The 26,938-nt window shown below is 70.6% G+C and carries 26 protein-coding genes; 13 read left to right on the forward strand and 13 right to left on the reverse strand.

Annotated features, from left to right (window positions below; all coding sequences use genetic code 11):
• Nucleotides 1-59 precede the first annotated feature (59 nt).
• Nucleotides 60-497, reverse strand: a complete 438-nt coding sequence (locus tag AB0C78_RS34275; RefSeq protein WP_360756144.1) for a DUF4267 domain-containing protein — start codon at nt 495-497, stop codon at nt 60-62.
• Nucleotides 498-678: 181 nt separating this feature from the next.
• Here AB0C78_RS34275 and AB0C78_RS34280 point away from each other — a divergent pair, with 181 nt between their 5' ends.
• Entirely contained in the window at nt 679-1,302 is a 624-nt protein-coding gene (locus AB0C78_RS34280; protein ID WP_360756147.1) for a TetR/AcrR family transcriptional regulator, read from the forward strand.
• A gap of 322 nt (nt 1,303-1,624) precedes the next feature.
• Nucleotides 1,625-2,647 (forward strand): TIGR03617 family F420-dependent LLM class oxidoreductase, encoded by a 1,023-nt coding sequence (locus AB0C78_RS34285; RefSeq protein WP_360756150.1) that lies wholly within the window; start codon nt 1,625-1,627, stop codon nt 2,645-2,647.
• A 34-nt stretch (nt 2,648-2,681) separates the two neighbouring features.
• Here the strand turns inward: AB0C78_RS34285 and AB0C78_RS34290 are convergent, their stop codons facing one another.
• Nucleotides 2,682-3,371 carry a TetR/AcrR family transcriptional regulator gene (locus AB0C78_RS34290; RefSeq protein ID WP_360756153.1) on the reverse strand — a complete coding sequence of 230 codons (690 nt, stop codon included), beginning with the start codon at nt 3,369-3,371 and terminating at the stop codon, nt 2,682-2,684.
• A gap of 53 nt (nt 3,372-3,424) precedes the next feature.
• Here AB0C78_RS34290 and AB0C78_RS34295 point away from each other — a divergent pair, with 53 nt between their 5' ends.
• Nucleotides 3,425-4,543, forward strand: a complete 1,119-nt coding sequence (locus AB0C78_RS34295) for an NAD(P)/FAD-dependent oxidoreductase (protein ID WP_360756155.1) — start codon at nt 3,425-3,427, stop codon at nt 4,541-4,543.
• Between the two features lie 22 nt (nt 4,544-4,565).
• On the opposite strand, the gene AB0C78_RS34300 is transcribed toward AB0C78_RS34295, so the two are convergent.
• Entirely contained in the window at nt 4,566-6,587 is a 2,022-nt protein-coding gene (locus tag AB0C78_RS34300) for a right-handed parallel beta-helix repeat-containing protein (protein WP_360756157.1), read from the reverse strand.
• 100 nt (nt 6,588-6,687) lie between these two features.
• On the reverse strand, nt 6,688-7,929 hold the full coding sequence (locus AB0C78_RS34305) for an MFS transporter (RefSeq protein WP_360756160.1): 1,242 nt from the start codon (nt 7,927-7,929) through the stop codon (nt 6,688-6,690).
• Nucleotides 7,930-8,031: 102 nt separating this feature from the next.
• Between AB0C78_RS34305 and AB0C78_RS34310 the strand changes: the two genes are divergently transcribed.
• Together AB0C78_RS34310 and AB0C78_RS34315 are read left to right on the forward strand one after the other, a co-directional pair.
• Nucleotides 8,032-9,117 carry a DUF5937 family protein gene (locus AB0C78_RS34310; protein ID WP_360756162.1) on the forward strand — a complete coding sequence of 362 codons (1,086 nt, stop codon included), beginning with the start codon at nt 8,032-8,034 and terminating at the stop codon, nt 9,115-9,117.
• Nucleotides 9,118-9,169: 52 nt separating this feature from the next.
• Nucleotides 9,170-9,631, forward strand: coding sequence for a hypothetical protein (locus AB0C78_RS34315; RefSeq protein ID WP_360756165.1), 462 nt, complete (start codon nt 9,170-9,172; stop codon nt 9,629-9,631).
• 99 nt (nt 9,632-9,730) lie between these two features.
• Here the strand turns inward: AB0C78_RS34315 and AB0C78_RS34320 are convergent, their stop codons facing one another.
• The gene (locus AB0C78_RS34320) at nt 9,731-11,116 is read right to left on the reverse strand and encodes a DUF1996 domain-containing protein (protein WP_360756168.1); all 1,386 of its coding nucleotides are present in this window, start codon (nt 11,114-11,116) and stop codon (nt 9,731-9,733) included.
• 422 nt (nt 11,117-11,538) lie between these two features.
• Between AB0C78_RS34320 and AB0C78_RS34325 the strand changes: the two genes are divergently transcribed.
• The 3 genes from AB0C78_RS34325 (at nt 11,539) to AB0C78_RS34335 (ending at nt 14,201) form a co-directional block, all read left to right on the forward strand.
• A complete protein-coding gene (locus tag AB0C78_RS34325) occupies nt 11,539-12,432 on the forward strand; it encodes a hypothetical protein (protein ID WP_360756172.1) in 894 nt (297 codons plus the stop codon).
• 255 nt (nt 12,433-12,687) lie between these two features.
• Nucleotides 12,688-13,428, forward strand: a complete 741-nt coding sequence (locus AB0C78_RS34330) for an SDR family oxidoreductase (RefSeq protein WP_360756175.1) — start codon at nt 12,688-12,690, stop codon at nt 13,426-13,428.
• A 50-nt stretch (nt 13,429-13,478) separates the two neighbouring features.
• Nucleotides 13,479-14,201: an SDR family oxidoreductase gene (locus AB0C78_RS34335; protein WP_360756177.1), complete on the forward strand. Its 723-nt coding sequence runs from the start codon at nt 13,479-13,481 to the stop codon at nt 14,199-14,201.
• 76 nt (nt 14,202-14,277) lie between these two features.
• Here the strand turns inward: AB0C78_RS34335 and AB0C78_RS34340 are convergent, their stop codons facing one another.
• From AB0C78_RS34340 to AB0C78_RS34350, 3 genes are read right to left on the reverse strand one after another with little or no spacing between them, the layout of a single operon-like run.
• Nucleotides 14,278-15,156 (reverse strand): hypothetical protein, encoded by an 879-nt coding sequence (locus AB0C78_RS34340; protein ID WP_360756179.1) that lies wholly within the window; start codon nt 15,154-15,156, stop codon nt 14,278-14,280.
• Between the two features lie 4 nt (nt 15,157-15,160).
• Complete coding sequence (locus AB0C78_RS34345) at nt 15,161-16,651, reverse strand: HEXXH motif-containing putative peptide modification protein (RefSeq protein ID WP_360756182.1); 1,491 nt, start codon at nt 16,649-16,651, stop codon at nt 15,161-15,163.
• Nucleotides 16,648-16,827 carry a hypothetical protein gene (locus AB0C78_RS34350; protein ID WP_360756185.1) on the reverse strand — a complete coding sequence of 60 codons (180 nt, stop codon included), beginning with the start codon at nt 16,825-16,827 and terminating at the stop codon, nt 16,648-16,650. The genes AB0C78_RS34345 and AB0C78_RS34350 overlap by 4 nt, the downstream gene beginning before the upstream one ends.
• Before the next feature lie 363 nt (nt 16,828-17,190).
• On the opposite strand from AB0C78_RS34350, the gene AB0C78_RS34355 reads away from it, so the two are divergent.
• Entirely contained in the window at nt 17,191-17,514 is a 324-nt protein-coding gene (locus AB0C78_RS34355; RefSeq protein WP_360756188.1) for a YciI family protein, read from the forward strand.
• Nucleotides 17,511-18,752, forward strand: a complete 1,242-nt coding sequence (locus tag AB0C78_RS34360) for a DUF6596 domain-containing protein (protein ID WP_360756190.1) — start codon at nt 17,511-17,513, stop codon at nt 18,750-18,752. Before AB0C78_RS34355 ends, AB0C78_RS34360 begins: the two co-directional genes overlap by 4 nt.
• Nucleotides 18,753-18,761: 9 nt before the next feature.
• Here AB0C78_RS34360 and AB0C78_RS34365 read toward each other — a convergent pair whose 3' ends face one another.
• From AB0C78_RS34365 to AB0C78_RS34375, 3 genes are all read right to left on the reverse strand, one after another.
• Nucleotides 18,762-19,955: a cytochrome P450 gene (locus AB0C78_RS34365; protein ID WP_360756193.1), complete on the reverse strand. Its 1,194-nt coding sequence runs from the start codon at nt 19,953-19,955 to the stop codon at nt 18,762-18,764.
• Between the two features lie 46 nt (nt 19,956-20,001).
• Nucleotides 20,002-20,838 (reverse strand): mycofactocin-coupled SDR family oxidoreductase, encoded by an 837-nt coding sequence (locus tag AB0C78_RS34370; RefSeq protein ID WP_360756196.1) that lies wholly within the window; start codon nt 20,836-20,838, stop codon nt 20,002-20,004.
• A 91-nt stretch (nt 20,839-20,929) separates the two neighbouring features.
• Nucleotides 20,930-22,042, reverse strand: a complete 1,113-nt coding sequence (locus tag AB0C78_RS34375; protein WP_360756199.1) for an FAD binding domain-containing protein — start codon at nt 22,040-22,042, stop codon at nt 20,930-20,932.
• A gap of 176 nt (nt 22,043-22,218) precedes the next feature.
• Between AB0C78_RS34375 and AB0C78_RS34380 the strand changes: the two genes are divergently transcribed.
• Complete coding sequence (locus AB0C78_RS34380) at nt 22,219-22,818, forward strand: TetR/AcrR family transcriptional regulator (protein WP_360756202.1); 600 nt, start codon at nt 22,219-22,221, stop codon at nt 22,816-22,818.
• 88 nt (nt 22,819-22,906) lie between these two features.
• On the opposite strand, the gene AB0C78_RS34385 is transcribed toward AB0C78_RS34380, so the two are convergent.
• Nucleotides 22,907-24,388 (reverse strand): aldehyde dehydrogenase family protein, encoded by a 1,482-nt coding sequence (locus AB0C78_RS34385; RefSeq protein WP_360756205.1) that lies wholly within the window; start codon nt 24,386-24,388, stop codon nt 22,907-22,909.
• A 231-nt stretch (nt 24,389-24,619) separates the two neighbouring features.
• On the opposite strand from AB0C78_RS34385, the gene AB0C78_RS34390 reads away from it, so the two are divergent.
• Together AB0C78_RS34390 and AB0C78_RS34395 are read left to right on the forward strand one after the other, a co-directional pair.
• Entirely contained in the window at nt 24,620-25,345 is a 726-nt protein-coding gene (locus AB0C78_RS34390; RefSeq protein WP_360756208.1) for a carboxymuconolactone decarboxylase family protein, read from the forward strand.
• A gap of 93 nt (nt 25,346-25,438) precedes the next feature.
• Complete coding sequence (locus AB0C78_RS34395) at nt 25,439-26,107, forward strand: TetR/AcrR family transcriptional regulator (RefSeq protein WP_360756210.1); 669 nt, start codon at nt 25,439-25,441, stop codon at nt 26,105-26,107.
• A 13-nt stretch (nt 26,108-26,120) separates the two neighbouring features.
• Here AB0C78_RS34395 and AB0C78_RS34400 read toward each other — a convergent pair whose 3' ends face one another.
• Nucleotides 26,121-26,924: a mycofactocin-coupled SDR family oxidoreductase gene (locus AB0C78_RS34400; protein WP_360756212.1), complete on the reverse strand. Its 804-nt coding sequence runs from the start codon at nt 26,922-26,924 to the stop codon at nt 26,121-26,123.
• Nucleotides 26,925-26,938: the final 14 nt, after the last annotated feature.

Raw genomic sequence — 26,938 nt, forward strand, 5'->3', positions numbered from 1 at the left:
CGTAGTGGACGGCTAGGCCACCCGATCTATTCGAACACCGGCTAGTTCGTGCGGAGGGGTCAGGCCGGCTGCGCGGCGGGCGCGGGGGCGGCGGCCTCCCGGGCCTTGCGAGCCTTGCGGGTCTCGCGGAGGATCAGCAGGCCCGTGACCGCGATCAGTGCCGAGGTCAGGCCGTGGATGCCGAACGCGGCGGCCGTGGAGCCGTGGTGGGCCAGGACGTTGACCATGTCGCCGAACGGGGCGACGGCCACCATGAGCACGACCCAGCCGAGGGCGCGGCGGTGGTCCGCCACCAGCAGGACGCCCATCGCCAGGCCCATCGCGATCTCGCGGCTGCCCTTCACGACGAGGAAGCCGCCGCCGTCGCCGGAGGGCAGGTTCGGCAGGCCGAAGCCGTGGACGGCCGTCTCGGGGGTCAGGACGAACGAGATCCCGAGGTAGAGGGTGAACAGGACGCAGGCGATGGCGAGGGCGGTGTTGACGTTCTTCAGCGACATGGTTCTTCTCCTCTGACGTTCAGGGGACGGGTCGGTGCCCCGCTTCTGGGACAGAATGTCCCTGAACTGAGAGACATATTGCCCCTAAGTTGGGTTCTGGTGCAAGTTGTCCCAGACTGTGGGCACCATGACACCGGGTGACGGCGGCCGCCGCGGCCTTGAGCGAGAGGGAGCGTTCTCCATGACCCCACGAACCGCCGGAATCGCCGACGGACCAGGGCGCCCGCTCGATCCGCGCACCGTGCGCACCCGCCAGGCGGCGCTGGCCGCCGTCCGCGAGCTGCTCGTCGAGTCGGGACTGTCCGGAGTGACGCACGTCACCGTCGCGGCGCGTTCGGGAGTCGGCCGCTCGACCCTCTACCGGTACTGGCCCGACGTCCCGTCGATGGTGTCGGACGTCATCGCCGAGCTGCGCGTCGCCATCACGCCGGCACCCTCCGGCGACCTCGCGACCGACCTGGTGACCCTGCTGAACGGCACTCGCGAGATGCTGCATCATCCGGCGTCCGAACGGGCGATGAGGGCGCTCATCGAACGAGCGGGCATCGACCCGGCCTACACGGACCTGCAGTCACAGCTGCACGCCGCGGGCGCCGCCGTCATAGAACAGTTCCTCCAGGCGGGCATCAAGCGCGGGGACGTACCCGATGACCTGGACGTCGAACTGGCCGTGGCACAGCTGGCCGGTCCCCTCTTCTATCAACGGCTCCTGGCCGACGGAGAGGTCTCCGCCGAGATGGTCACGAAGGTCGTGGACGCCTGGATCCAGGTCTACGCCCCTGGCCGGGGCGAAGGCGGCTCCTGAGATCCAGAGTCCTTAAGGCGGATGTCATCGCCGACCGGGCCGCGTGATGCGTTCGAGCCATCGTTGGAGGAGGGCGGTCTCGGCGGGCTCCAGGGCCTCGGTCCCGGTGAGATCGAGTTGCGCGTGCAGGCGCAGGGCGTGACCGGCGCCCGACGCCTACGCCGAACCGCCGGGATGCTCGGCCGCAGGACCCGCACCGGCGCGCCGGGCCGGGCGGCCGGATGCCCGGCCCGGCGCATCTGGTAAGGAACGGGCAGGGCTCTCTCCGGAGCCTGCCCCCTGCCGGTGAACGGCCGGCGCCGTGCGGAACGGAGATCGGTCAGTGAAACTCGACGTGCAGTTGGACGGGCGGCCCGACGAGGCCGCGGAGCGCGCCCGCGCACTGATCGCCGCCGGGGTGGACGGGCTGTTCACCTTCGAGGGCCCGCACGACGTGTTCCTGCCGCTGATCGTCGCCGCCGGTTCGTCGGACGTGCCGCCGACCGACCTGATGACCAACGTCGCGATCGCCCTTCCCCGCAGCCCGATGAACCTCGCCAACATGGCGTACGACCTGCAGTTGCTGAGCAAGGGCCGGTTCCGGCTCGGACTGGGCTCGCAGATCAGGCCGCACATCGAGAACCGGTACGGCTCGACCTGGAACAGGCCGGCCGCGCGGATGCGCGAGACGGTGCTCGCGGTGAAGGCGATCCTGAACTCCTGGCAGGACGGCACGCCCCTCGATTTCCGTGGCGAGTTCACCCGGCACACCCTGATGCCCCCGACGTTCGTGCCCGGGCCGAATCCCTACGGCGTCCCGCCCGTCCTGCTCGGCGCCCTGGGACCGGTGATGACGCGGACGGCGGCCGAGGTCGCCGACGGGTTGCTGGTGATGCCGTTCCACAGCCACCGGCACTTTCGCGAGCGCACCCTCCCGGCCGTCGCCGAGGGGCTGGAACGGGCGGGGCGCGCACGCCTCGACCTGTATCCGCAGGTCATCGTCGCGATGGGCGACACTCCAGAGGAGATCGAGGCCGCGAGCTTCGGGGTAAAGGGGCTGCTGGCGTTCTACGGTTCGACCCCGGCCTACAGGCCGGTCCTCGACATCGAGGGCTGGGGGGATCTGCAGCCCGAGCTGAACGCGCTGTCGAAGACCGGCGACATCATGACGATGATCGGCCTGATCGACGACACGATGATGCGGACCCTCGCGGTCGCCGGAACGCCGGCCGAGTGCGCGACCGAGATCAGGACCCGGTTCGGCGACGTGGCCGACCGGGTCTGCGCCTATTTCCCCGGTACGGCCCACCCGCAGGAGCGGATCGCGTCCCTGGCGACCGAACTCCGCGCCGAGGGGCGGGGTTAGCTCCGGTACGGCTCGGTGTCCGATTCCATGACCGTCACGACGGCGGGGTGAGTTTGGCGGCGACGGCGTCGAGGACCCACTCCAGGCCCGTCGCGAAGGACTCCTCGGCGTCCACCTCCGTGCACTCGTACACGAACTTGGCGAGCGCCGGGAAGCGGCCCGTGTCCAGCATCCTGCTCAGATACGGGCCGGAGGCGCGCTGCCACTCGCGCTCGGACAGGCCGGTGGCGGCCTCGGCGCGCAGGTTCGCGATCTCGCGCCTGATCGCGCCGGTGGTGTAGGCGCTGACGGTCTCGACGGCGCGTGCGACGGTGTCGAGGCCGGCGAGGCCGTCCAAGGCGGCCAGCGTGGCCTCGCCCACGGCGAGCGCGTTGGGGCCCAGGGTCGGACGGCCGCCGAGCAGGTCGGCGAGCCATGGGTGCCGGAGGGCGGCCTGCCTGGTGCGGTGGGCGCGGACGCGCAGCACCTCCCGCCAGTCGCCGGGCGGCTCCTCGGGGAGGATCTCTGCGTAGACCTCGTCCAGCATGAGGTCGAACAGCTCCTCCTTGGAGGAGATGTACCCGTACAGCCGCATCGGGCCGGCGTCCAGCCGGGCGGCGACCTTGCGCAACGACACCGCCTCGAGCCCGCCCTCGTCGGCCAGCGCGACGGCGGCGGCGACGATCCGCTCCCGGTCGAGCGGCACGGGCCGGGTCGGCGGCTCCGGCCGGTCCCACACAGTCATGCCTACACCGTACAGTTGCGATACAGCGTATCATGTCAATACAGTGTATCGACATGAGACGCCGTATCGCCGTGATCGGAGCCGGCCCCGCGGGGCTGACCTTCGCCCGCGTCCTGCATCGCCACGATCACCCCGTCACCGTCCTCGAACGCGATGCCGCGCCCGACGCGCGTCCCCCGGGCGGCACGCTCGACCTGCAGGAAAAACTGGGCCAGCGCGCACTGGACAAGGCGGGGCTGCTGGCGGAGTTCCGGGCGCAGTCACGTCCCGAGGGGCAGGCCATGCGGATCCTGGACACCGACGGGACCGTGCTGCGCGACTGGCGACCCGGTCCGGACGACCAGGCCCACCCCGAGATCGACCGCAGGCAACTCCGCGACCTGCTGCTCGGACCCCTGGACGTGCAGTGGGGCCGGGGCGTGACGGAGGTGGTGCCGGGGACCAGCGACGGCGTCCTGGTCCATTTCGCGGACGGACGGCAGGAGACGTTCGACCTCGTGATCGGCGCGGACGGAGCCTGGTCCCGGGTCCGCCCGGCGCTCTCGCCCGCGACGCCGCACTACACCGGCGTCACCGCGGTCGAGACCTCACTGGACGACGTCGACACCCGCCGCCCCGACCTCGCACGGCTGGTCGGCGACGGTTCCGTGGCCGTGTACGGCGTGAACCGGGCGTTCGTCGCCCAGCGCAACAGCGGCGGCCACGTCAAGGTGTACGCCCAGTTCCGCGCGCCGCTGGACTGGCACGCGCACCTGGACCTGGCCGATGTCGAGGCCGTGCGATCGAGCCTGCTGGCTCTGTTCGACGGCTGGACCGCTCCCGTCCTGGAACTTCTCCACCACGGCACCGCTTTCGTCCACCGCCCCCTCTACGTCCTGCCCGTGGGCCACACCTGGACCCACATCCCCGGGGTGACGCTTCTGGGCGACGCCGCGCATCTGATGCCTCCGTTGGGGGCGGGCGCGAACCTCGCGATGATCGAAGGCGCCGAACTGGCCGAGTGCATCGCCACCGGCCCTGCGGATCTGGACGCGGCCATGCGCGCCTTCGAGGAACGGATGTGGGCACGGGCCGGCGGATGGGCGAAGATCACGACAGACGGGCTGGAACGCCTCGTGAGCCCGGACCCCGCCGAAGCCCTCGCTCTCTTCGACGGAGTCCAGCCATCGTGACCACGGATGCCGCGTGCGTTCGTTATGGGAGTTGCAGAGGGAAGGCAGCCGCTCGGGCATAGAGCTTGTAGAGCTTGAACGGCCCCGCGAAGGAGAGCCCGCACGCGTTGTTGAGCACGCTCGTCGCCTTCTGGTTGGTCAGCGTCGTGCCGCGCGCCCCCGGATGGTCGATCTGGCCGCCCATGAACACCGCCATCTTGGCGAGCATGTGGTCGCGCTGGTCGGTCGTCATCTCCTGCCAGGAATGGCAGGTCATCGCGGCGAGCATCGCGTCGTCGAGTTCGCCTGTGCCGGGGTGGTCGGGGTCGCCGGCGGACGCCGTCCTGGATGCGGGCGGGGCGGTGGCCTTCGGGGTCGTGAACCACGGGCACGGGCCGCCGGGCTTCAGGTTGGCCATGCAGGTGAGCAGTTCGAGCTCGTTGCCCAGGTTGCCGAACCCGAAGCTCAGGAACGGCGCCTTGCCGTTCAGGCAGTCCGGCAGGTTGCCGGGCGAGGTGGTGACCGTGCCGTTGGAGTACCAGCAGTTTCCGGAATTGCCGGGGAATGCGTCCCACCAGAAGTCCACGCCATTGCCGGTCATCGTGTTGCCGTAGAACTGGTTGCGGTGCGAGGTGGACAGCTTCAGCGGGTCGCACCCCGTCATGGGCTGGTCGGCGCAGACGAACGCGTCCGGCACGGCGAAGAGCATGGCCCCGCGCCGCCGGTTGTCGCGGAAGGTGTTGTTGCGGACGACGTTGTCGTCACCGCCGGCGATCCACATCCCGCTCCCGACCGGGACCGGCACGGTCGGCACCACGTCGCTGTCCGCCAGGTACGGGTTGAAGTTGTTGGAGTAGAAGTCGTTCTTCTCGATGAGGTCGCCCTGCTGCGGGAAACCGGGATGCCCGGCGGCGGTGAAAACGTCGGTCGTGAAGCCGAGGGCGTTGCCGTAGAAATTGTTGTGGTGCACCCAGGTGGCGCTGCCGTCGGTGCCCGAATAGCCGCTGGTGTTGTGGTGCGAGTCGCAGTACCGGATCTGCTGGCTGTAGCGCGCGGTCGGGTAGACCTTCTCATCGCGTCCGGCCGCGGTCTTCGCGCCAGACCCGGGATACAGCCCGGAGTCGCCGTTGCCGGCCGCCTCGCAGTTCTGGATCACGCCGTGGTCCTCGACGAAGGTGAGCACGCCGTACTCGCCCGCGTAGAACGTCTTGAAGCTGTCCAGCAGGTACCCGTTGCTCTCCAGCACGTAGATGTCGTGCTCGTTGGCGTGCCGGACGGTCACGTTCCGCAGCACGAAGCCGTCGGCGCGGTCGGCGCGGATCCCCACGTCCTTGGCCGAGTTCCGCGGGCCGCCGTTGCCGGACGACGGGTCGCCGGCGTCGACGGCCACGTCGTCGGCGCTCACGCCCGACCCCTCGAGTTGGAGGTTGCAGCGCACGCATGAGCCCCGGTTGGGGATGCCGTGCCGGTCGACGAGCGGCGGGTCCGGGTCCTTGCCGGGGCCGGGCGTCCGGCCGAGCACGGCGACCAGGTTGGCGTCGTTCTGGCAGGTGTACTCGCCGAGGTAGGAGTACGCGCCGGTGCTCAGCTTGTACTGGTCGCACGCGGGGTCGTGGGTCGGCTTCTTGCGCGCCGTGGGCTCGGTGTAGACGCCCGGCAGCACCACGACCCGGTCGTTGTTCCGCGAATCGGTCACCGCGGGCTGGATCTCGCTGTACCGGCACCGATCGAACAGCGCCCGGTTGATCCGCGTGAGCTCCCGCGCCGCGGCGGCGCCGAGCGTCCGATGGTCGTGCGGGCGGACGTTGTAGCCCGACTTCAGCGCCCGCTTGATCGAGGCGTCCAGCCGTTTCAGCGAATCCGGCTGGCACACCACGCGGGTCGTGCTCCCCGGGACGGTGTCGACGGCCGACGCGAGGCTCCGCGGCGTCGGCACCTTCCCGCCCGCGCACGGGCTGACGGAGCAGTCGGGACCGGGAGACGGCCAGTACGACGGCCGCTCGATGTGCGCCTGCGCCGCCTGCACCAGGCCCAGGACCAGCACGGTCGCGGCCACCAGGGGCACCCACCATTTCCTGTGAAACCGAGGCCTCATTTGGGTGCTCCCTCGCTCAGCGCTCGCTCTGGGTGATCCAAACGCTTGCTCGGCGCCCATGGAACCACGATCACCAAATCCGAGGAAGTCTCACAACAGGACTGTTATCGATCTTTCGCCGCTTCCCGGTGGCGACGGCAGAGGCGGAGAGGAGCGTCGCCATTGCGAGGCCGCCCCAGAGGGCGGCCGGGCCGCGGGCGGCGAGAGCGGTGATCACCGCGGGGGAGACGGCGAGGCCGAAGCCCGTGGAGAGCTGGAAGCGGGCGAGGGCGCGTCCCAGGACATGGGCAGGAGTGATGGCGGTGACGAGCGCGGTGGCGCTGCCCGCGTAGATGATCTCGCCGATCGTGCAGACCACGGACACAGCGGCGACGGCGGGGGTGCCCCAGCCGTGTCCCAGCGAGGCGGCCGCGAGGAAGCCCAGGTAGGACGCGGTCAGCACCACGCCGGAGAGGGCCAGCACGGTCCTCCGGGAGAAGCGGGACAGCAGGACGGTGACCGGTACCTGCAGGGTGACGACCAGCACCGTGTTGGCCACGAAGACGGCCGCCGGCCACACCGGAGACGCATGGAACTGCGTCACCAGGACCAGAGGGACCGCGACCTCGGGGACGTTGAGGCAGAAGACGTAGACCACGTTGGCGGCGAGCAGCGCGAGCATCCGGGGCGCGGGCTCGTCGTCCCGGTCGTCGGCGGGGGCGGCCTTCGCTGGACGCGCGTGGATGCGGACCGACCATGCCAAGGCGGCTGCTGCAAGGTAGGCGAGCGCGGTGACGACCGCCAGCGCCCGCAACACGGTGGTGCCGCCCGCCAGGCAAGCAGTGGCGAGCAGTGCTCCGACGCCCAGGGCGGCGTTGCGGAGGGAGCGGGCCGCTGCGAGGGCGGTGTCGCGGTCTCGGCCATGGGCGACCGTGGCCACCAGCGCGGCATGGGCCGCAGGCCATGCCTGGTTGCCGATGCCGAGGAAGAGCGCCGCCGCCGCGAAAAGCCAGACGTGCCCCGCCGGCGCCGCCAGCAGCAGCGCCACGCCCAGCACTCGCACCAGCATCGACGCCGCCACGACCGTGCTGCGCGCGCCGTGGTCCAGCCACCGGCCCACCGCGGGCATGCACCCCAGGCCCGCGACGATGCCGACCGTCATGGCGGTGCCGGTGACCGGCGCGGACAGCCTCAGCACCGTCACGCCGTAGAGCAGCAGAAAGGGCCGCAGCATGCCGGTTCCCAGCGCGTCCACGGCCAGCGCGACGGCATAGCGGGGGCCTCCGGAGGCGCGGACGAGCGCGCGCGGCTGGATTCTGGTGAGGGTCGCCATGGCGTCAGACGGTGCGTTCGGCCGCCTGGGCACGGCACGCCGGTTGACGCATATCGTCAATCGGCACCGTCACCAGGGCGTCCGGGCGGCGATGATGAGCGGATGACGCTGAGGATCGACATCAGCGGCCTGCCGTCCGAGCCGGTGCGGTTCGCCGCCTCCCCGCTGGCCGAACTGACCGCGATGCTGCACGTGCTGGCCGAACCCGGTCACCATCCGCAGTTCGCGGGCTGGGCCGCGGACGTCTGGGCCGGGCTGCGGCCCGAGCTGGCCGAGCGGCTCAGGGAGGCGGAGTTCCTCTGGCGTTCCTCGCAGGCCGACTTCATGATCCCCGCGCGCCCCCGGCTGACCCTCGCCGAGGAACTGGACGACGTGGACCGCATCGACGACGAGACCTACGTGACCGCCGCGCTCGTCACCACGTGCGGCAGCAACCGGGTCCACTTTCGCGGCGCGTCGCCGCTCACCGACACGACCGCGCGCGAGCGGGCCCTGGACGTGGCCCAGGCCCGCGGCGCGCTGCAGGAGGCCTTCGCGGAACGGCTGCTCGCGGACCCGGCCGCGGTCCGGGCGCGGGTGCGCCGCACCCTCGAAGAATGCGCCGAGGCGTTCTTCGACGGCGCCTGGGCGGACGTCGCGGCGCGGCTCGCCACCGATCTGCGCCTGAAGAACGAGCTGCTCAGGCGGCAGGGCGTCGGGGCGGCGCTCGCCTCGGTCTCCGGCGCGGTCACCCTGGCGCCGGACGGTGACTGCATCATCGTGGACAAGGTGCAGGACAAGGCGACCGCCGCACGCGGCGCCGGGGTCACCTTCATCCCGAGCGTCTTCGGCCGCCCGCACCTGGTGGCGGTCCACGCGCCCGGGTGGCATCCGGTGGTGCAGTACCCCGTCGCCGAGCCGGGTCCGGCCGAGCCGGTCTCCCTGGAGACGGTCACCCTCCGGCTGGAGGCGCTCGCGCATCCGGTCCGGCTGCGGCTGCTGCGCACCCTGGCCCGCGGCCCGCACACCACCGGCGAACTGGCGCATTTCTGGGAACTCTCACCCCCGGAGGTGTCCCGCCACCTCGCCGTCCTGCGCCGCGCGGGCCTGCTCACCTCTCGACGGCAGGGCCGTTACGTCCAGTACACCCTCAACCTGTCCGACCTGACGTCGCTGGGCGGCGACCTCCTGGCCGCCGTACTGCGCTGAGCGGTGAACCCGGCGTAATCACCCCGCGTACCAAGGGCGGGATGGGGAGACTGTGAAGCGCCAGGAAGACGCCAGGCTGGGGATGGTTGGTGCCGGCCGTGCAGGCGCTGACGCGGCGGTAAGACTCATCGAAGCACTCGAAGAGGACTGCGGCGCTTGCGCGGGGGCCGGCAGGACGCGCAGCGAGCAGTGGCAGGACTGGGAATTGCGCGCCGGTGAGCTGATCGCGGTGGCGCAGGCGGCGCGCCGCGCGGACGAGATGCACGCCCCTGCCGGAGCCGGAAACGCCGGAAACAATGGCAGCACATCGGCATCGAGATCGTCTGAGCAGGTCACGATCCTCGCGGTCATCGATCGGGCCATCGAGGATCACATGAAGGCGCGCCCTCTCGAACCGCAGGAGAACGACTGTAGTGCTTGCGGTGGGAGCGGAAAGAAGCTGTCCCCGGTTGGGCGCCTTCTCGCCGAGATGCTGATGCGCCACGGATTCGTACGCGAAGACCGGAGCGGATAGGGGCTGAGGGCAGGCGGTAACCCGCCAAGGCATGCGCAGGTGCCGGGCATTCGGCGCCGGGCGCGACCCTTCGCGCCCGGCGCCGGCGCTCGCTCTACCTCAGCATCGACGTCCGGTGTTGATGCAGGTGACGGCCTTGCGCATCAGGCGCGAGGACATGACGTTCTCGAAGTCGCCGTGATCGGTGATCGGCTTGTGCAGCTGCTCGGGGAAGGTGTCGAGGGCGTAGAGGGTGCCCTTGGCGATCTGCGCCTTGCTGACCTTGATGGTGTAGCTGAGCGTCATACGGAGTTGCGGCACGGCCTTCGTCCCGGACGGGCAGGCGCCCGCGGCGTCCGGGAACACGATGTGGGCGCGGTGGTTGGCGCTGTCGGTGTTCTGACCGTCCCAGCAGCTCGGGAAATCCAGAACCCGGGTCACCCTGCTGCCGGACGGGCAGATCGGGTACTTGTCGGCCGTCACACGGTCGGTGAAACCGGTGCACGTCCAATGCGCCCGGGCGTTGGCGGTGCCGTTGGTCAGGGATTTCGCGTCGCCGGTCACGGCCCGCAGGAACCGGGGCATCGCGGTGACCTTGCTGCGGGCGTTTCCGCGGTACTGGATCGACACCGTGGCGGGCACCAGCACGCGGCCGATGTTGAGGTCTGCCGCGCTGGAATCGTTCTGGGCGGAATCCGCGGCGCTGCGCAGCCGCACGACAGGCCAGTAATACGTCGACTTGTCGCCGTTGCTGCAGGTCGTGCCGGCTCGGCTGAGGCTGCCGTCGGTGGAGAACGCGTCCGTGGACAGATTGCCGACGTAGTCGTGGATATGGTGCGCACCGTTCTCGACGCCGGGCGCGACGATGAAGTTGGCCGAGTTGTGATGGCCGTTCTGGTTGCGCCCGCAGCGGGACGTGAACGTGCCGCGCGACCCCCTCCGGGTGGCCTTGACACCGCCGGCGCTACGCGGCACCTGCCTTATGTCGATGAAGTCCGCAGCGGTCGGATTGGCCGTGGCTTGCTGCCCGCCGCCCGCCTGGCCGCCCCCGCCCCCGCCCGCGTCACCGGCGCCGGTCAGGGTGCAGGGTGCCAGGGCGTCGAGGCCGGCGGGGCGCTGCGCCACCCGGCCGATCGCGGTCGCGATCCGGTTGATCGTCGCGACGCGCTTGTCCTTCAGCGGGCCCAGGATGGCGTTCTGCACGAAATTGGGGCCTCCCTGCCCCGCCGACGAGGTCAGGCGCGCATTCGCCTCCTTGATCTGCGTGTCGAGCTGGGCGAGGTTGCGGTCCACTTCCGCCTTGGCCTGCGCCGGCACAGCCGGCAGCCGATCGGCCACGGTCGGGCACGTGATGGTCTGCGCCCGGGACGCGGTGGGCGTCGAAGCGCCGGCCGGCGCCACCCCGACGGCGGCTAAGGACGCCACGGCGAGACCACCCCCGGCGACCAAGGCCAGGGAACGCAGGACCGAGAGCGGGCGGCGAGCATGCCCCATGGGTTCCTCCATTTTTGAAGGGTGTGAGGAAGTCCACCCGGCTCCATTCCGCTGGTACGCACTCCACCGGCGCGATGGTTCAAAGGGATCGCGAAAGTCTTCGGACGCGTGTTCCACGGCGATCCCTTAGCGATCACTCAGCACCGCTTCAACACAGCCTTAAGGAACTCCGCTGAAATCCACGCCGGGCTAACGTCCCTGGTGTCGTACTTCCCGACACGCCTGCGCGCCCTCCACCTCACCCGGCCCCAGACGCGCAGGCCGTCGGTCCTCTCCTCTGGAGGTAGCGCAGATCTTCGGTGGCCGTTCCGCACGCGACCCGGTCCCGTGCGGAACGGCCGCTCGCACGCGTGATCCGGCCACGGGGAACCCTGACCGCCCCGTCGATGTGATCTCTCTGGTCTTCGGTGTTCTCCGGAGGCCATGATGGCGACGTGATCTCATCAGGCGGTCGGCCGCAGAAGGCGCGGACGCGAACCGCTGGGTTCGAGAGGCAACTGGCGGCGTTCGGCGAGGTCCTGGCCGCGCACCCGTTCGCCGGTGACCATCCGGACGCGACGGCCGACATAGCGGTCGAGTTCGCACGCGCTCGCGAGCATCTTGAGGCCGCCGAGCGGGAGGCGGCCCACGACCGGACGCTGGCCAGGCGGGAACTGGACGCCTCCGTCGCGGCGCTGAACCGGCTCAATGCCCGTATCGCCGGAACCGTCCCGGTGAAAGAGGCGTCCGAGCCGAAACCGCAGGCGTCGGCCCCTGGGGTGCCGCGTGCTGTGGGCGACCGGCCCCGGCCTCGTCTGCGCGACCGGTACACGTCCAAGCAGCTGGCTTTGCGCGCAGGCCTCGCGGCCCTGGCCCTCTACCTCGCCGCAGTAGCGGTCCTGGGCGGGTGGCCCATGACGGTGGTCGCGGTGATGGGTGTGATCTTCGGATTTCCGTTGGCTTATGCCGGTGCCGATCTCGGAAAAGAGGTCCTGAGGCAGGTCTGGGGCGCTTTCAAAGGCGGCATCGTCGAGGCCGAGTACCGCCGCACGGCCAAGGCGGCGGAGGGGGACGCTTGGGAGCAGCACTTTGTCTACGAGGACGCCGACGGCCGCTCCGTGACGTACCGGCGGGGCGTGCCCAAGGAGTCCCTCGCGGCGCTGCCGTCACGCAAGCTCTGGCTCGTGGCTCACGGGGACGAACCCGAATTGCAGAGCCTATCGACACCCCTCTGGCTGACTCTGTTGCTGGCCTTCATGCTCTCGGTGTGCCTCGCGGGCGCGGCGGCGGTGCTGGGCGCCGTGCCGGGAATGCTGATCGCCGCGCTCACCGGCCACACCTTCGGCTGACCGGTCGATAAGCGTCCATCGCAGCAGGTCATGCGGTCTCGCCGGCGCGGACGAGGACCTGGAGGCGCGGGGCGACGACAGCCGGCTCGCCGGCTCACCGGACGATGCCGAGCCGCTCCGCCGCGCGCCCGAAGGCCGAGTTCGTCATGCGTTGTGGCCCACGTCACTCTTCGGGCTTGGGTGGGCCCGGCGGATTCTCCGTGGGCGGCGGGTCTAGATAGCGACCGAACTCGACCACGACTCCCGGAGTGTCTGATGTCCGATTCTTTCCAGATGGCGGTGGTGACCGGAGCGGGCCGCGGCTTCGGGCGCGCGATCGCGACCGCGCTCGTCGCGGCGGGCACCGGTGTCGTCGGCATCGCCCGCGACGAGCGGGAACTGCATGCCGTAAGCGAGGAACTGGGGGAGGGGTTCACCCCGGTCGCAGCCGACGCCACCGACGAGGCGCTCGCTCAGAGCGTCATCGGTAAGTACAAGCCGGGCCTGCTCGTGCTCAATGCCGGAGTCATGCCGCATATGGCACCGGTGCACGAGCAGACCTGGGAGACCTTCAGCCGCAACTGGCATGTCGACACCCGGCACGTCTTCACCTGGACCCGGGCGGCGCTGCTCGAACCGCTGGCGCCGGGCAGCGCGGTCGTCGCGATGTCCAGCGGGGCGGTCGTGGCCGGGTCCCCGCTCAGCGGAGGGTACGCCGGGGCCAAGGCCGCGATCCGGTACATCAGCGGCTATGCCGCCGAGGAGTCGGACAGGGCGGGGCTGGGAATCCGGTTCGTCGCGCTGCTCCCGCAGCTCACACCGGCGACCGGCCTCGGGGCGAAGGCGGTCGCCGACTACGCCGCGCGCCAGGGCGTCGACCGGGACGTCTTCGCGCGTGCCTTGCAGCCGATACTCACCCCGGAGCAGGTCGGCAAGGCGGTCGTGGATCTCGCAGGCGACCGCGACGCCGGTCCGGCCTACCTGCTCGCCGGTGCCGGGCTGCGCCCGCTCGACTGAGCCTCGGAGAAAGAGCCTCGATGAGCAGATTTGACGGCCAGGTCGTCGTCGTGACGGGCGGGGGCAGCGGCATCGGCCTGGCAACGGCGAAACGGTTCCACCAGGAAGGCGCCCGCGTCGCCATCGCGGGACGCGACCGGGAGCGGCTTCGCAAAGCCGCCGCTCTGATCGGCGATGACGTCCTCACCGTCGCGGCTGACGTCGGCCGGCTCCAGGACATCGACCTGCTCTTCTCCACCGTCGCCAGTGAGCTCGGCCGGATCGACGTCCTGTTCGTCAACGCCGGCTTCAAGGGTTTCCAGGCGCTTGAGGAGTCGACCGAAGAATTCTTCGACGAGGCTTTCGATGTCAACGCCAAGGGCGCCTTCTTCACCTTGCAGAAAGCGGTCCCGCACCTGAGCGACGGGGCCTCCGTCGTTCTGTGCGGGCTGGCCCCGGTCGACCCGGCCTGGCGTCGACCGGGAACCGGCGTTTACACCGCGTCCAAGGCCGCCCTGCGTTCCTTCACCCGGAGCGCGGCGGCCGAGCTCGCGCCGCGGCGGATCCGCGTGAACGCCGTGAGCCCCGGCCCGATCGACGTGTCCGACTCCGGTGACGCCCGCCTGCCACCCGGTGGGTCGGCCGAGCGGATGCGCCAGATGGCCGCCGCGGCCCCGATGAAGCGGCTGGGCGAACCCGAGGAGGTGGCCGGCGTCGTCGCGTTCCTCGCCTCCGGCGACGCCTCCTACGTCACCGGTCAAGAGATCGTCGTGGACGGCGGCATATCGTCCTAAAGGCACCTGTCGCGCTCCAGCGCGGCCCCCACGGCCGCGCCTGCAAGGAGTGTGTCGACCAGCGCGAATTCGATGGTCAGGGCCAGAACGGGGGGACGGGGTGGGCGTGGTCGGGGGCGTCCAGGAGACGGAGGTCGTTCAGGTTCCCCGTGCCGGGAAGGGGGACCTCCTCGACCAGGCGGCCGTCGTGGTGGTCGATGACCTGGATCCATGAGTCGCCGCGGTGCCGCTTGTCGCGGGGGGAAGGGACGGAGACGCCGACGATGAAGTGGTCGTCGGTCATGGCGAAGCCGCGGGCGAACCCGGCGCGGGGCAGGCGCAGGCGGCGGCCCCGGTCCGAGCGGATCTCCTTGGTCTTGGTGCTTATCCAGAACAGTTCCCCGTCGCGGCGGGCCAGCCCGTGAATGGAATGCCCGGCGTTCGGGTGCACGTCCACGAGGCGGAACGTCGCCCGGTCGTACACGTTGATGAAGCTCGCGGGGCCGAAGCCGTGGGCCGCGACGAAGAGCCGGTCGCCGTGCCACAGCAGGGAGTTGTAGTGCCAGCGGTCGTCGGCCGACGAGGCGTCGCGTTCCACGTACGGCCGGACGGTCTGCGCGGCGAGGTCGAACTCGACCGTGTCGTCGGCGCCGACGCCGATGAGGGAGTTGGTCCAGGGGCTCACCGTCCAGGCGCGTCCGGCGTCGTAGGCGAGCTGGTGCGTGTTGACCTGCAGGCGCACGGGGACGGCGCGGTTGAAGGCCAGGTCGCGGCCGAACGCCAGGAGTTGCCGGTTGTTGACGATGAAGAGCTCGTCGGGGCTCCAGGTGATGCCGAAGGGGCGGCATGTCGCGCGCTCGGTGATGGTCGGGTCGAAGAAGCCGGGCCGGACGGGGATGTGCCCGACCTCCTGGGTCCGGAGGTCGACGACGACCGCGAGGCTGCACATGTTGGACACGGTCGCGAGGATCCGCATGGCGTCAGCGGGACGGGAGGGCGCCGAGGCGGCGGCTCGACCGCTCGATCATCATCCGGGCCAGCCCGTCCGCCCGCGAGGACGGCCCGGCGAGGGTGAACCCGTCGGCGCAGGCGTCCGACAGCGTCCCGGCGATGTGCTCGCGGACCTCGCGGAAGTGCCCGCCGAGTTCGCCCGCCGGCCAGCGCACCTGGATGGACGGCCCGTCGTGCGCGCCGGGAAGCGCGGCCAGGATGTGGCGTGCGACGTCCAGTTCCTCGATGGCGAGGGCGGTGAGGTGGCCGGTGCCGCCGGCGGGCCCCGCGCGTCCGGTGAGCCTGGCCTCCTTGCGGTACCGGTCCAGCAGGAGATGCACGAAGGAGCCCGGCGGTGGAGGAGCCGGGTCCATCTCGTCCAGCAGGGCGAGCAGCCACTCGACCATGACCGTTCCGGCCGGTCCGAGGTCCTGCCGGTCCTGGAGCTGCTCGCCGAGATAGTGGGCGCGTGCGAGCGCGCGCCCGGTGTCGATCATCCGGGGTGCGGCCGTTCGCGGCCCGTAGGTCCGGTCCAGTGCCGCCGGTGAGCGCTCGGCGACCCGCGCGAGCAGCGCGATCTGCACGTAGACGTGGAAGGCCGCGAGGGCGCGGTCGGTGTTCCACAGGTTGTGCTCGCCGGTCCCGGGCGTGTTCCAGAGCGACCGGATCTTCGCCGCACCGGCGGCCGGGCGCAGCAGGGCATGGCCGCGGCGGATGTCGTAGAGCTTCTGGTGCAGCGATTCGTGCAGCAGATGCTCGGCCGTCCACCAGGGGTTCCTCAGCTTCGCCCGGTTCAGGAAGATGACGCCGCTGAGCTGGAACTGCGAGCTGGACGCCTTGCCCTTCCACGCGCCCTCGGGCGGGAACACCGCGATCAGGTGCGTGTGGGACAGGGCGCTGCGCGCGAGCGACGGAAGCAGTTCGCCGAGCAGGCAGACGGCGTCCTCCAGGACCGCCGTCTCGGCTTCGCCCGGCGTGCAGAGGGAGCCCTCGTACTCGCTGCGCACCAAGAGCCGGAAGGCATGCCCGAACGCGTCGTCGGGCGCGTCCTCGCGCCATACCGCGCCGCCGAAATCCGCCGCGCGGAGGGGCTGAGCACCCTTGCGAGTCGGGCGCGCGCCGGTGTCGCGGATGCTCTCGAGAAGTGCGGCGCAGTGTTCCAGGGGCAGGCCGCGTGCACTGCCGTTCACGATGCGGGAGAAGGCGTGCTGGATCGCGCATCTCACCACGGGATCATCGAAGAGGTCGCATTTCTCGATGTCCGTGCCCGCCAGTTCCCGGTGGAGCCGCGCGGCGGCCGGTATCGTCGCGGAGATCCTCTCCAGCCGGCGCAGGTAGGAATGGCGGAGTCGATCGCGAATGTAGCCGCTGTCTCCGAAACCCGGGTCGCTCGCGAAGGCCTTCTCGAGGTCGCGGGCGATCGGATCCGCCGGAAGGCCGCCGGTTCCGGCGGCCTTTCCGGCCCGGTCTCCGGGGTTCACGCCGGCTCGGTCTCCGGCTCGGTTTCGGGCTCGGTCTCGGCCTCGTCGTCGTGGTGGTGGTGTCCGGCGTCGCGTTCGGCCAGCGCCATCTCGTCGGCGGACAATTGCAGCCTCTCGAGCTGCTCGTCGGTGAGGAATACGCGCCGACGGCCGCTGCGAGGGGAATTCTCGGGCATGTGCTGCCTCCTTGTGCCGCGCGGAGAGGAGCCGTGGCATTTCCGTGGGAATGCTTTCCTGCTCGCTCTCAGGAGTATGAGCGTAAGACGGTGTCTCGACCGGTGTCAACGACGGTTCTGGCCGCATCCGGCACCGATCTTCCGACGTCAAGATCCGTTCGATGATCCAAAGGGAGATCGAATTCTTCGGTGCCGGAAAACCTTCGAATATCTAAGTTCTCGCCGGCCCCGTTCCGCACCGAATGGTGTTCCGGTTCGGTGCGGCGGCGCGCGGGCTGCGGCGAACGCCGGCGCGCGGGCGCCGCTCGGCCCGGTAGCGTCCTGGAAAGTTCGTCAAAGAGATCCGGGAGAGATGATCTTCAGATGCGGTACCTGTTCTCCGTGATCCACGACCGGCCCACCCTCGCCACCCCGGAGGAGGACGCCGCGATCGACGTGTTCAACGAACGGCTCCAGGCCGAGGGCAACTGGGTCTTCGCCGGCGGCCTCGCCGCGCCCGACACCGCCACCGTCATCGACAATCGGAGCGCGGAGGCGCTGGTCACCGACGGGCCCTTCCTGGAGTCCAAGGAGTACCTCGCCGGCTTCTGGATCATCGAGGCCGCCGACCTCGACGTGGCGCTCGCGCTCGCCGCCGACGCGTCGAAGGCCTGCAACCGGAAGATCGAAGTGCGGCCGTTCCTGTGACCGGTACCGATGTCCGCGAGGCGGTCACCCGGGCCCACCAGGAGGAGTGGGCCCGGGTCGTCGCCTCACTGACGAGGCGTTTCGGTGACCTCGACATCGCCGAGGAGGCCGCCGCCGAGGCGTTCGCGACCGCCGTGCAGCGGTGGCCGGACGACGGCGTGCCGCCCAACCCGGGCGCCTGGCTGACCACCACCGCCGTCCGCAAGGCCATCGACCGGATCCGCCGCGAGAGCAAGCGCGACGACAAGCACCGCGAAGCCCGGATGGTGCACGACGACGGCCCGCCCGAGCCGGCCGGCGCCGTCGACGACGACCGGCTCCGGCTGATCTTCACCTGCTGCCATCCGGCGCTGGCGGCGCAGACCCGCGTGGCGCTGACGCTGCGCATGGTCGGCGGCCTGACCGTGCCCGAGATCGCCCGCGCCTTCCTGGTGGCGGACACCGCCATGGAGCGGCGGATCACCCGCGCGAAGGCCAAGATCAAGGCGGCGCGCATCCCGTACCGGGTGCCGTCCGCCGAGGACCTCCCGGCGCGCGTGTCCGGCGTGCTCGCCGTCCTGTACCTCGTGTTCAACGAGGGCTACCTGGCGTCCGGCCCCGGCACCGATCCGGTGCGCGCCGACCTGACCACCGAGGCGATCCGGCTCACCCGCCTCATCCGGGCCCTGCTGCCCGGCGACGGCGAGGCGGCCGGGCTGCTGGCGCTGATGCTGCTGACCGAGGCCCGCCGCCCCGCCCGGGTCTCCGCCGGCGGCGAGCTCGTCCCCCTGGCCGAGCAGGACCGCGGGGCCTGGGACGCGACGCTGATCGCCGAGGGGCACCGGCTGGTGCGCGAGCGCCTCGCGGCCGCCGCCGGCGGGGTCGCTCCGGGCCGCTACCAGATCCTCGCGGCGATCAACGCCGTGCACACCTCCGCCCGCGACATGCGCGACACCGACTGGTCGCAGGTCGTCGCCCTCTACGACCAGCTCGTCCGTCTCGACGCCTCCCCGGTCATCGCGCTCAACCGGGCGATCGCGGTCGCCGAGGTCGACGGCCCGGAGGTGGCGATGGCGTCCGTCGACCGCCTTGCCGACGAGCTGGCCGGCTATCACGCCTACCACGCCACCCGCGCCGACCTGCTGCGCCGGCTGCGCCGCGGTCGTGAGGCGCGCGCCGCCTACGACAGGGCCATCGAGCTCGCGGGCAACACCGCCGAGACCGCCTACCTGGCCCGCCGCCGCGACCAGCTGCGGTGACGAACCCCCTCATCCGACGATGAGGGGGAGGGTCTCCCAGCCCCGGACGGTGGAGGTCTGGCCGAGCCTGGCGTTATCCCAGTCGACTTCCCAGGTCGGGAAGCGTTTGAGGATCTCCTCCATCGCGATCCTGCCTTCGAGGCGGGCCAGTGCCGCACCGAGGCAGTAGTGGCCGCCGAGCCCGAAGGTGAGCTGCTGGCCGATGTCGCGGTGGAGGTCGAAGCGGTCGGGGTCGGTGTGGCGGCGGTGGTCGCGGTTGGCGGAGCCCACGATGAACAGCAGGGCGCTGCCGGCCGGAACGGTCTCGCCGTGGAACCGCACGTCGCGGGTGACGTAGCGGGCGATGGAATGGCCGGTCGGCTCGTACCGGAGGATCTCCTCGATGGCGTTGCGGATGAGGGACGGGTCGTCGACGAGCTCGCGGCGCTGCTCCGGGTGCCGGGCGAGGACGGCGCCGATCCAGCCGATGAGCCGTCCGGTCGTCTCGTTGCCGGCGTTGGAGACGACGTTGACGTAGGTCAGGACCTCGTCCCGGGTGAGTGTGCGGGTCCGCCCGTTCTCGTCCTCGAATTCGGCGTTCAGGAGATCGGTCATGAGGTCGTTGGACGGATGGTCGCGGCGCCAGTCGATGTAGTCGGCGAAGGCCTCGTTCGTGAGCGACTCGGCCCCCTTGAACCTCATCTTCTGGCCGTCCTCGGTGCGCAGCGCCTCGTCGGCCATGTCGCGGATGGCGGGCTGGTCGGCCTCGGGGATGCCGAGGAGCATGCCGATGACGCGCATCGGCATCTCCGCGCCGACCGCCTCGACGAGGTCGAAGCGGCCGGCCCCGGCGAGCGGGTCGAGGACGGCGGTGCAGAACCCGCGGACCTGCGGTTCCAGCATGCCGATCCGGCGCGGGGTGAAGACGCGCGAGAGCAGCCGGCGGTGGACGTCGTGGATGGGCGGGTCCTCGAAGATGAGGGTGCCCGACGGGATCTCGTAGCCCGACTGGATGATCTCGAGGATGTCTCCCCGGGACGAGGAGAACGTCCGCCAGTCCGGCAGCCCGCGCTCGCAGTCGGCGAACCGGGTGACCGCGTAGAAGTCGTATTTCTCGTTGTAGTACAGCGGCTTCTCTTCCCGGAGCCGACGGTAGATCGGGTACGGGTTCTGAGCGATGCCTGCGTCGTAGGGGTCCCAGTAGATCTCGCCGCCGGTCTCCACCTTTCGCACCTCCCTGTATCGCGCGGGTCGTGGCGGTTCCGTCCGCCTACTTGAGCATTGCGCCGGCGTCGATCGGCAGCGGGACGCCGGTGACGTAGCGGCCCTCGTCGGAGACCAGGAAGAGGATCGCGTTGCTGACGTCCACCGGCTCCACCCACGGGACCGGAAGCGCGTTCATCAGCTGCGAGACCGGCGCCATGTCCTCGGCGGTCGGGTTCTCCAGGTCGGGCCGGAACATCCGGTAGGTCATGTCGTTCATCAGCATCGGGCTGTTCACCTGGGTGGGGTGGACGGAGTTGACGCGGATGTTGTGCTGGGCGAACTCGACCGCCATGCTGCGCATCAGCCCGACCACGCCGTGCTTGGACGCGATGTAGTTGCCGATGTTCGGGTGGGACTTCAGCCCGCCGACGGAGCTGGTCAGCACGATCGCGCCGCCGCGTCCGCCCTCGATGACGTGCGGGACGGCGGCCTTGACGGTCTGCCAGACGCCGGTGAGGTTGACGTCGATGGAGTCCCGCCACAGCTTCTCGCTCATCTTCTCGATGGCGTCTCCAGCGGCGGCGAGTCCGGCGTTGGCGAGGATGATGTCGAGCCGGCCGAACCGGCTCACTCCTTCGTCGACCGCGGCCTTCAGCGCGTCGTAGTCGCGGACGTCGGCCTGGACGGCGTGGATGCGCCGGCCCGCCTTCTCGACCTGCGCGACCGTCTCCTCCAGGTCCTCGGGGGTGGACATCGGGGTGGGCACGCTGTCGATCTGCTTGCAGACGTCGACGGCGATGATGTCGGCGCCCTCCTCCGCCAGGCGCACGGCGTGGCTGCGGCCCTGACCGCGGGCGGCGCCGGTGATGAACGCGACCTTGCCTTCGACTCTTCCGGGCATGCTGTCCCTCTTTCTCGGCTCGGGGCCCTCGTCCAGGCGACGAAGGCGACGGTGCGGTTGTGGGTCGTCCGGCTTCGTCCCGATGCCGGCGTCAGTCACCCTTGGCCTCCTCGACGGCCCTCTGCCAGGCCCGCGCGACCATGACCGCGCCGACGCGCGTGCGGTAGGCGGCGGATCCGTGCAGGTCCGACGGGACGGACGCGAGTTCGGACATGGCGGTGCGCCCGACATCGGCGGCGTCGATCGCGGCGGCCTTCCCGCCGGTCGCGGCGGCCTCCGCGGCCGGGGCCCGCCGCGCGGTCGGGCCGAGCCCGAACAGGCCGATGCCGCAGCGCCGGATCCGGGCGTCCTCGTCGAGTTCGACGGCGACGGCGGCGCCCGCCAAGGCGAAGTCCGCGTACCGGCGGGCGAACTCCTCGACGGCGAACCCGCTGCGGGCGCTCCGGACGGGAAAGGTGATCCCGGTGAGCAGCTCGTCCTCCGCCAGGTCGGTGCTCCACAATCCGGTGAAGAACCGGGTGGCGGGGATCGTCCGCCGTCCCCGAGGCGAGAACGTCTCCAGCCGGGCGTCGAGGGCCAGCGCCACCGCGGGGTACTCGGCGGCGGCGTCGGCGTGGGCGAGCGACCCGCCGATGGTGCCGCGGCTGCGGATCCGGAAGTGGCCGATCAGGGGAGTGGCGCGGGCCAGCAGCGGGACGGCGCCGGCGACCTCGCCGGACCGCTGGATCGCGGCCTGCGTGGTGCCCGCGCCGATCCACAGCGATCCGTTGCGGCGCTCGATGCCGCGCAAGCCCGGCACGCGCCGCAGGTCGACCAGGTGACCGAGGACCGCCAGCCGCCGGACGAGCATGGGGACGAGGCTCTGCCCGCCGGCGATGGCCTTGGCGTCCTCGCCCAAGTCGGCGAGAAGCGCGACGGCCTCTTCGAGCATCGTCGGGACGTGGTACTCGAACGATCCCGGGGGCTCCGGGTGTCCGTACTCTAGGGTGGGCACCTCGGCGGTGGTGGGCAGGAGGTAGTCCTTGAAGGTCGTGGTGAGGGGGTTGCCGTCCTCGTCGTAGGCGCAGTGCTCGTACAGCGCGCCGCCGATCCCCTGCACCGCGCCGCCCGCGATCTGCCCCTCCACCACGTTCGGGTTGCAGGGGAGCGCCGCGTCGGGATAGGCCCGCCCGCCGGCCCCGTGCCCGCTCACCGGTCCGCCCATGCCTGGACGGTCTCGGGCTCTGCGGACCGACCGGCGGGGAAAGGTGCGTCGACTGCCATCGAACAGCTTCTCCGTTCTTCTCGGAGGCCGATGGTGGGAAGGGGACGGATGGCGCCGCGATCTCTGCTAAACGACTGTTTAACACCCGCTCCGCGGGCCGTCAAGGAGAAGGAGACATGACTTCGCCTCGCCGTATGGGACCGGAGAATTCCAAAACCCGGCTGCGGTTCCTGGACATCGCCGAACGGCTGATGCTGGAGGAGGGGTACGCCGCCGTCGGGATCCGGCGCGTGGCCCGCGAGGCCGGCGTCACGCCGGCCCTGATCCACTACTACTTCCGGACCCTGGACGACCTGTTCATCGCCCTGATCCGCAGGCGGTCGGAGCAGGAGTTGGAGGCGCAGGAGCGCGCGCTGGAGTCCGGCGGGCTGCTGCGCTCCCTGTGGGCCTACAACAGCCATCCCCAGGGAGCGACGCTGAACGTCGAGTTCATCGCGCTGTCGAATCACCGCAAGGCGGTGCGCGCCGAGCTGGTCGGCTATGCCGAACGGGCCCGCGAACTCCAGAGAAAGGCGGTCGCCGAATATTTGAAGGCGCGCGGAATCGACCCCGAGGCGCTGCCCCCGCTCGCTTTGACCGTTCTGATATCGACGGTTTCCCGAGCGCTCACGATCGAGGACGCCATGGGGCTCACCGCGGGCCATGACGAAGCCCTGGCCCTCGTCGAGGAGTACCTGCGGAAGATCGACGGCGCTCCCGTCCAGGACGCGGAGTGAACCGTCCAAGGGCGAGAGGTCGAGGTGCAGGCCTGCCTCGGCGCGAAGCGGCACGTCCGGCGGTGCACGGGGACGCATTGACCACATGTCACGCATGGATGAAGACGTTCTTGGTCTGAAGGAACTCGAAGAGTCCTTCCCGGCCTCCCTCTCGTCCGATGCCGCTCTGCTTGTAGCCGCCGAACGGCGCGCCGGGCGGCTGACCGGAGACGCCGTTGACGTGCACGCTGCCCGACTGGAGCAGCGGCACGATCCGGTGCACCCGTGACACGTCCCGGGTCTGGAGGTAGGTGCCCAGGCCATAGGGGGTCGAGTTGGCCAGATCGACCGCCTCCGCCTCGCTCCCGAAGGGGAGGATCGACAGCACCGGGCCGAAGATCTCCTGACGGGCGGCCTCGCTCGCCGGATCCACGTCGGCGAGGACCGTCGGCTCGACGAAGTAGCCGTCGCGGACGTGCGGCGGCAGCGAGGCCCGATCCACGGCGCCGCCGCCGATCACCACCCGTGCGTCCTTCCTCGCCCGGTCGATCACACCGAGGACGCGGTCCCGAGACGCCGCGTCGATCACGGGGCCGACGGCGGTGCCCGGCTCGAACGGATCGCCCGCGCGCAGGCCAGCGACGCGCCGGCGGGTCGACTCGACCACGTCGTCGTACACCTCGCGGTGCACCAGCATCCGGGTGGTGAGATTGCAGCCTTGGCCGGCGATGTTGTAGCAGGAGCGCACGGTCAGGGCGACGGCCTCGTCGAGGTCGGCGTCGGGGAAGACCACGTTCGCCGACTTGCCGCCCAGTTCCAGCACGACCGGTTTCACCGTGTGCCGGGCCGCGTCCAGGATCTTCTTCGCGGTCGGGATCCCGCCCGTGAACGAGATCTTCGCGACGTCCGGATGCCGCACCAGCCGGTCGCCGGCCTCCGCGCCGCCGGGCAGGACGTGCAGGACCCCGGGAGGCAGACCCGCCTCCAGAGCGATCTCCGCGAACCGGGCCACGGTGTAGGGGGCGAGCTCGGACGTCTTGACGACCACGCAGTTGCCCGCGGCCAGCGCGGGCGCCACCTTCATGCCGATCGACGTGATCGGCCCGTTCCACGTCACGATGACGCCGACGACGCCGTACGGCTCGGGGAGCGTGTAGTCGAAGCCCGTGTTGAGCACGGGGCTGAGGGGGATCGTCGCTCCTTCGATCTTGTCCGCCCAGCCGGCGTAGTAGCCGAACCAGCCCGCGCAGAGATGCGCGAGCGCCGCGGATATCACGGCTGGGGCGCCGATCTCGAGGGTGGTGAGGCGGGCGAGTTCGGGGACGTGGGCCTCCATCGACTCCTCGACCCGCTGCAGGATGCGCCGGCGCTTGTCGGGTGACATGGCCCGCCACGCGGGAAATGCGGACTTGGCCGCGCTGACCGCCGCGTCCACTTCCCGCGGCCCGCTGAGCACGACGGTGCCGTTCGCCCGGGCGGTCGCGGGGTTGATGTGATCCGCCGTGTCCAGGGCCGGGCGGTCGAGCCAGGTGCCGTCGACGAGCGGTCCGGTGACGCCGAGGTCGTCGGAGGTGGTCGGGGAGGTGGTCATCGCGGGATCCCGCCTTGTCCATAACGGCGCGGCCCGTCCGGCATCTGCCTCCGGACGCCTGGAGAGGAGAGCTTTCGATCATGAGAACATCGCTACCACTGACGATTTGATCGAAGCACACCTTGCTGGAAAAAGTCCAGTGACTTAAAGTTAAGCCGTCCGAATTCCGAAAGGCCGGCCGGAGGATGTGGCATGGGCGACGCACCCGCAGACAGGACGTATCGCGAGGTCATGACACGCGAGGCGCCCGCACCGGCCACGCCGCTCGAAGCGGCGGCCCGCGATTTCGTGTTCGGCGAGGTGTGGCCCCGTCCCGGGCTGAGCCGGCGGGACCGCCGATGGGTGACGCTGACCTGCGTCGGCGCGGCGGACGCGCCCGAGCCGATCGACGAGCACGTCTACGCGGCCCTCAACAGCGGCGACATCGAACTGGAGGCGATGCTCGAGTTCGTCCTGCAGTTCGCCGTCTACTGCGGCTGGCCGAAGGCCTCGCACATCGAAGGCGTGATCCGCCGGCAGTGGGCCCGCATCCTCCGGGAGCGCGGAGAGGAACCGGGGCCGTTGCCGCTCCTCGGTAACGAGACCCTGGGCATCGACGACCGGGACGAGCGCATCAAGCGCGGCGTGGAGGAGTTCGTCGACGTCAACCTCATCCAGGCGCCCAGGCCCGAGACACCGTACATCCACGCCGGAATCCTCAATTTCGTCTTCGGGCACGTCTGGCAGCGGCCCGGCCTCACCCGCCGCGAACGCCGCATCATCACCGTGGCGAGCGTCGCCGTCTGCGACTCGCCCACGCCGCTGCGGTCGCACGTCGGTGCCGCGCTGAACTCCGGCGACGTCTCCAAGGAGGAGATGGACGAGATCGTCCTGCAGTTCGCCGCCTATTACGGCTTCGCCAAGGCCGAGGCGCTCGGGAGCACCGCCGACGCGATCTGGGCCGAAAGGACCCGCTGACGCTCGGGGCGCATCCATCCTTCTACGATGGGCGTCGCAGGAAACGCATGAGAACGCAGTCGACTTCCCTCCCGCGGGTGATCCATGGTGTCCATGTCGGTCTCGACGTCTTCCACGAAGGCGGAGATAATCCGCGCCGCCGAACGGCTCTTCGCGCAGCACGGCATCGACGGCGTATCGCTCCGCCAGATCGGCGCCGAGGCCGGCAACGGGAACAAGTCGGCGGTCCAATACCACTTCGGGACCAAGGAGCTCCTGCTCCAGGCGATCTGCGAGCATCGCCTGCCCGACATCCACGAGCGTCGCCGGATGCTCATCGTCCGATACCGTCCGCGCGATCTGCGTTCGTGGGTCGAATGCTATGTACTTCCACTCTTGGAGCAGGGCGAGCGGGAGGACAGCAGGTATCTCACGTTCGTCAGCATGCTGCGGCATCACAATCGCCAGGACGTGTTCCAACGGCTGCCCAAGGAGTTCCAGGCGTCCACGCGCGAGTTCGGTGAGCGCGTCGCGGCGTTGCTCCCGCACCTCCCCGAGCCGTTGCGGGAGCACCGCATCGGCCAGGTCGCGTCGTTCGGCGTCGAGGCCGCGTCCGACCGCGAACGGGCGCGGGTGAACGGCTATCCGGTCGTGCCGTTCGCGCTGCACGTCGCCGACCTGCTCGACGGCCTCATCGGATTCCTCCAGGCTCCGGCGTCACCGGCCGCGCTCGCCGCCCTTGAGGACGCACCGCCCGGCACGACCTGGCTGCCGTATCTGTAGGCCCGGCGCTGGGCTACCTGATGGTGACGCCCGCATCGACCTTGAACTCCATGCCGGTGACGTGCCGGGACTCGTCGGAGACGAGGAACAGGACGGCGTTGCTCACGTCCCGCGCGTCGACCATCGGGACCGGCAGCGCGTTGGTGTAGATGGGCGCGAGGTCGGGGCGCTTCTCGGCGAGCAGGCCGTGCAGCGAGGCCGGCGCCATGCCGGTCGCCACCCCGGTGGGATGGACGGTGTTGACGCGGATGTTCTGCGCCGCCAGCTCGTTGGCCAGCGCCTGGCTCATCCCGACCACACCGTGCTTGGACGCGGTGTAGGGCGTCGTGAGCGGGCTTCCCTTGATGCCGGCGGCGGAGCTGATGTTGACCAGGCTGCCGCCGCGCTCGATCAGGTGCGGGATCGCGGCGACGCAGGTGTTCCACGAGCCGATGAGGTTGACGTCGAGGACGAGACGCCACTGCTCGGGCGTGGTGGTGTCCCAGGTGCCGGCGGTGAGCACGCCCGCGTTGGCGACCGAGGCGTCCAGTCCGCCGAGTTCGGCCACCCCGTCCGCGACGGCCTTGCGCATCGCCGCGGCGTCGCGGACGTCGGCCACCGCCGCCACCGCGCGGCGACCGTGTGCGCGCACGAGGCGGGCGGTCTCGTCGAGGTCGTCCTTGGTGGACAGCGCGTACTCCAGCCCGGGCGGCGACTCGCACAGGTCGACCAGGATCAGGTCCGCGCCCTCCTCGGCCAGGCGCACCGCGTGGCTGCGCCCCATGCCGCGCGCCGCCCCGGTGACCAGGACGCGCTTTCCCGCCGCTCTTCCAGCCATCGTGCCGCCCGTCC

It is taken from the genome of Actinomadura sp. NPDC048394 (assembly GCF_040651755.1).
Taxonomy (GTDB): domain Bacteria; phylum Actinomycetota; class Actinomycetes; order Streptosporangiales; family Streptosporangiaceae; genus Spirillospora; species Spirillospora montaniterrae.

What these genes read in the sequence shown, in the direction of transcription:
- AB0C78_RS34275 (WP_360756144.1), bottom strand. Translation starts at nt 497, where the DNA reads ATGTCGCTGAAGAACGTCAACACCGCCCTCGCCATCGCCTGCGTCCTG.
- AB0C78_RS34280 (WP_360756147.1), top strand. Translation starts at nt 679, where the DNA reads ATGACCCCACGAACCGCCGGAATCGCCGACGGACCAGGGCGCCCGCTC.
- AB0C78_RS34290 (WP_360756153.1), bottom strand. Translation starts at nt 3,371, where the DNA reads ATGACTGTGTGGGACCGGCCGGAGCCGCCGACCCGGCCCGTGCCGCTC.
- AB0C78_RS34295 (WP_360756155.1), top strand. Translation starts at nt 3,425, where the DNA reads ATGAGACGCCGTATCGCCGTGATCGGAGCCGGCCCCGCGGGGCTGACC.
- AB0C78_RS34305 (WP_360756160.1), bottom strand. Translation starts at nt 7,929, where the DNA reads ATGGCGACCCTCACCAGAATCCAGCCGCGCGCGCTCGTCCGCGCCTCC.
- AB0C78_RS34310 (WP_360756162.1), top strand. Translation starts at nt 8,032, where the DNA reads ATGACGCTGAGGATCGACATCAGCGGCCTGCCGTCCGAGCCGGTGCGG.
- AB0C78_RS34320 (WP_360756168.1), bottom strand. Translation starts at nt 11,116, where the DNA reads ATGGAGGAACCCATGGGGCATGCTCGCCGCCCGCTCTCGGTCCTGCGT.
- AB0C78_RS34330 (WP_360756175.1), top strand. Translation starts at nt 12,688, where the DNA reads ATGTCCGATTCTTTCCAGATGGCGGTGGTGACCGGAGCGGGCCGCGGC.
- AB0C78_RS34340 (WP_360756179.1), bottom strand. Translation starts at nt 15,156, where the DNA reads ATGCGGATCCTCGCGACCGTGTCCAACATGTGCAGCCTCGCGGTCGTC.
- AB0C78_RS34350 (WP_360756185.1), bottom strand. Translation starts at nt 16,827, where the DNA reads ATGCCCGAGAATTCCCCTCGCAGCGGCCGTCGGCGCGTATTCCTCACC.
- AB0C78_RS34355 (WP_360756188.1), top strand. Translation starts at nt 17,191, where the DNA reads ATGCGGTACCTGTTCTCCGTGATCCACGACCGGCCCACCCTCGCCACC.
- AB0C78_RS34370 (WP_360756196.1), bottom strand. Translation starts at nt 20,838, where the DNA reads ATGCCCGGAAGAGTCGAAGGCAAGGTCGCGTTCATCACCGGCGCCGCC.
- AB0C78_RS34375 (WP_360756199.1), bottom strand. Translation starts at nt 22,042, where the DNA reads ATGGGCGGACCGGTGAGCGGGCACGGGGCCGGCGGGCGGGCCTATCCC.
- AB0C78_RS34380 (WP_360756202.1), top strand. Translation starts at nt 22,219, where the DNA reads ATGACTTCGCCTCGCCGTATGGGACCGGAGAATTCCAAAACCCGGCTG.
- AB0C78_RS34385 (WP_360756205.1), bottom strand. Translation starts at nt 24,388, where the DNA reads ATGACCACCTCCCCGACCACCTCCGACGACCTCGGCGTCACCGGACCG.
- AB0C78_RS34390 (WP_360756208.1), top strand. Translation starts at nt 24,620, where the DNA reads ATGACACGCGAGGCGCCCGCACCGGCCACGCCGCTCGAAGCGGCGGCC.
- AB0C78_RS34395 (WP_360756210.1), top strand. Translation starts at nt 25,439, where the DNA reads ATGTCGGTCTCGACGTCTTCCACGAAGGCGGAGATAATCCGCGCCGCC.
- AB0C78_RS34400 (WP_360756212.1), bottom strand. Translation starts at nt 26,924, where the DNA reads ATGGCTGGAAGAGCGGCGGGAAAGCGCGTCCTGGTCACCGGGGCGGCG.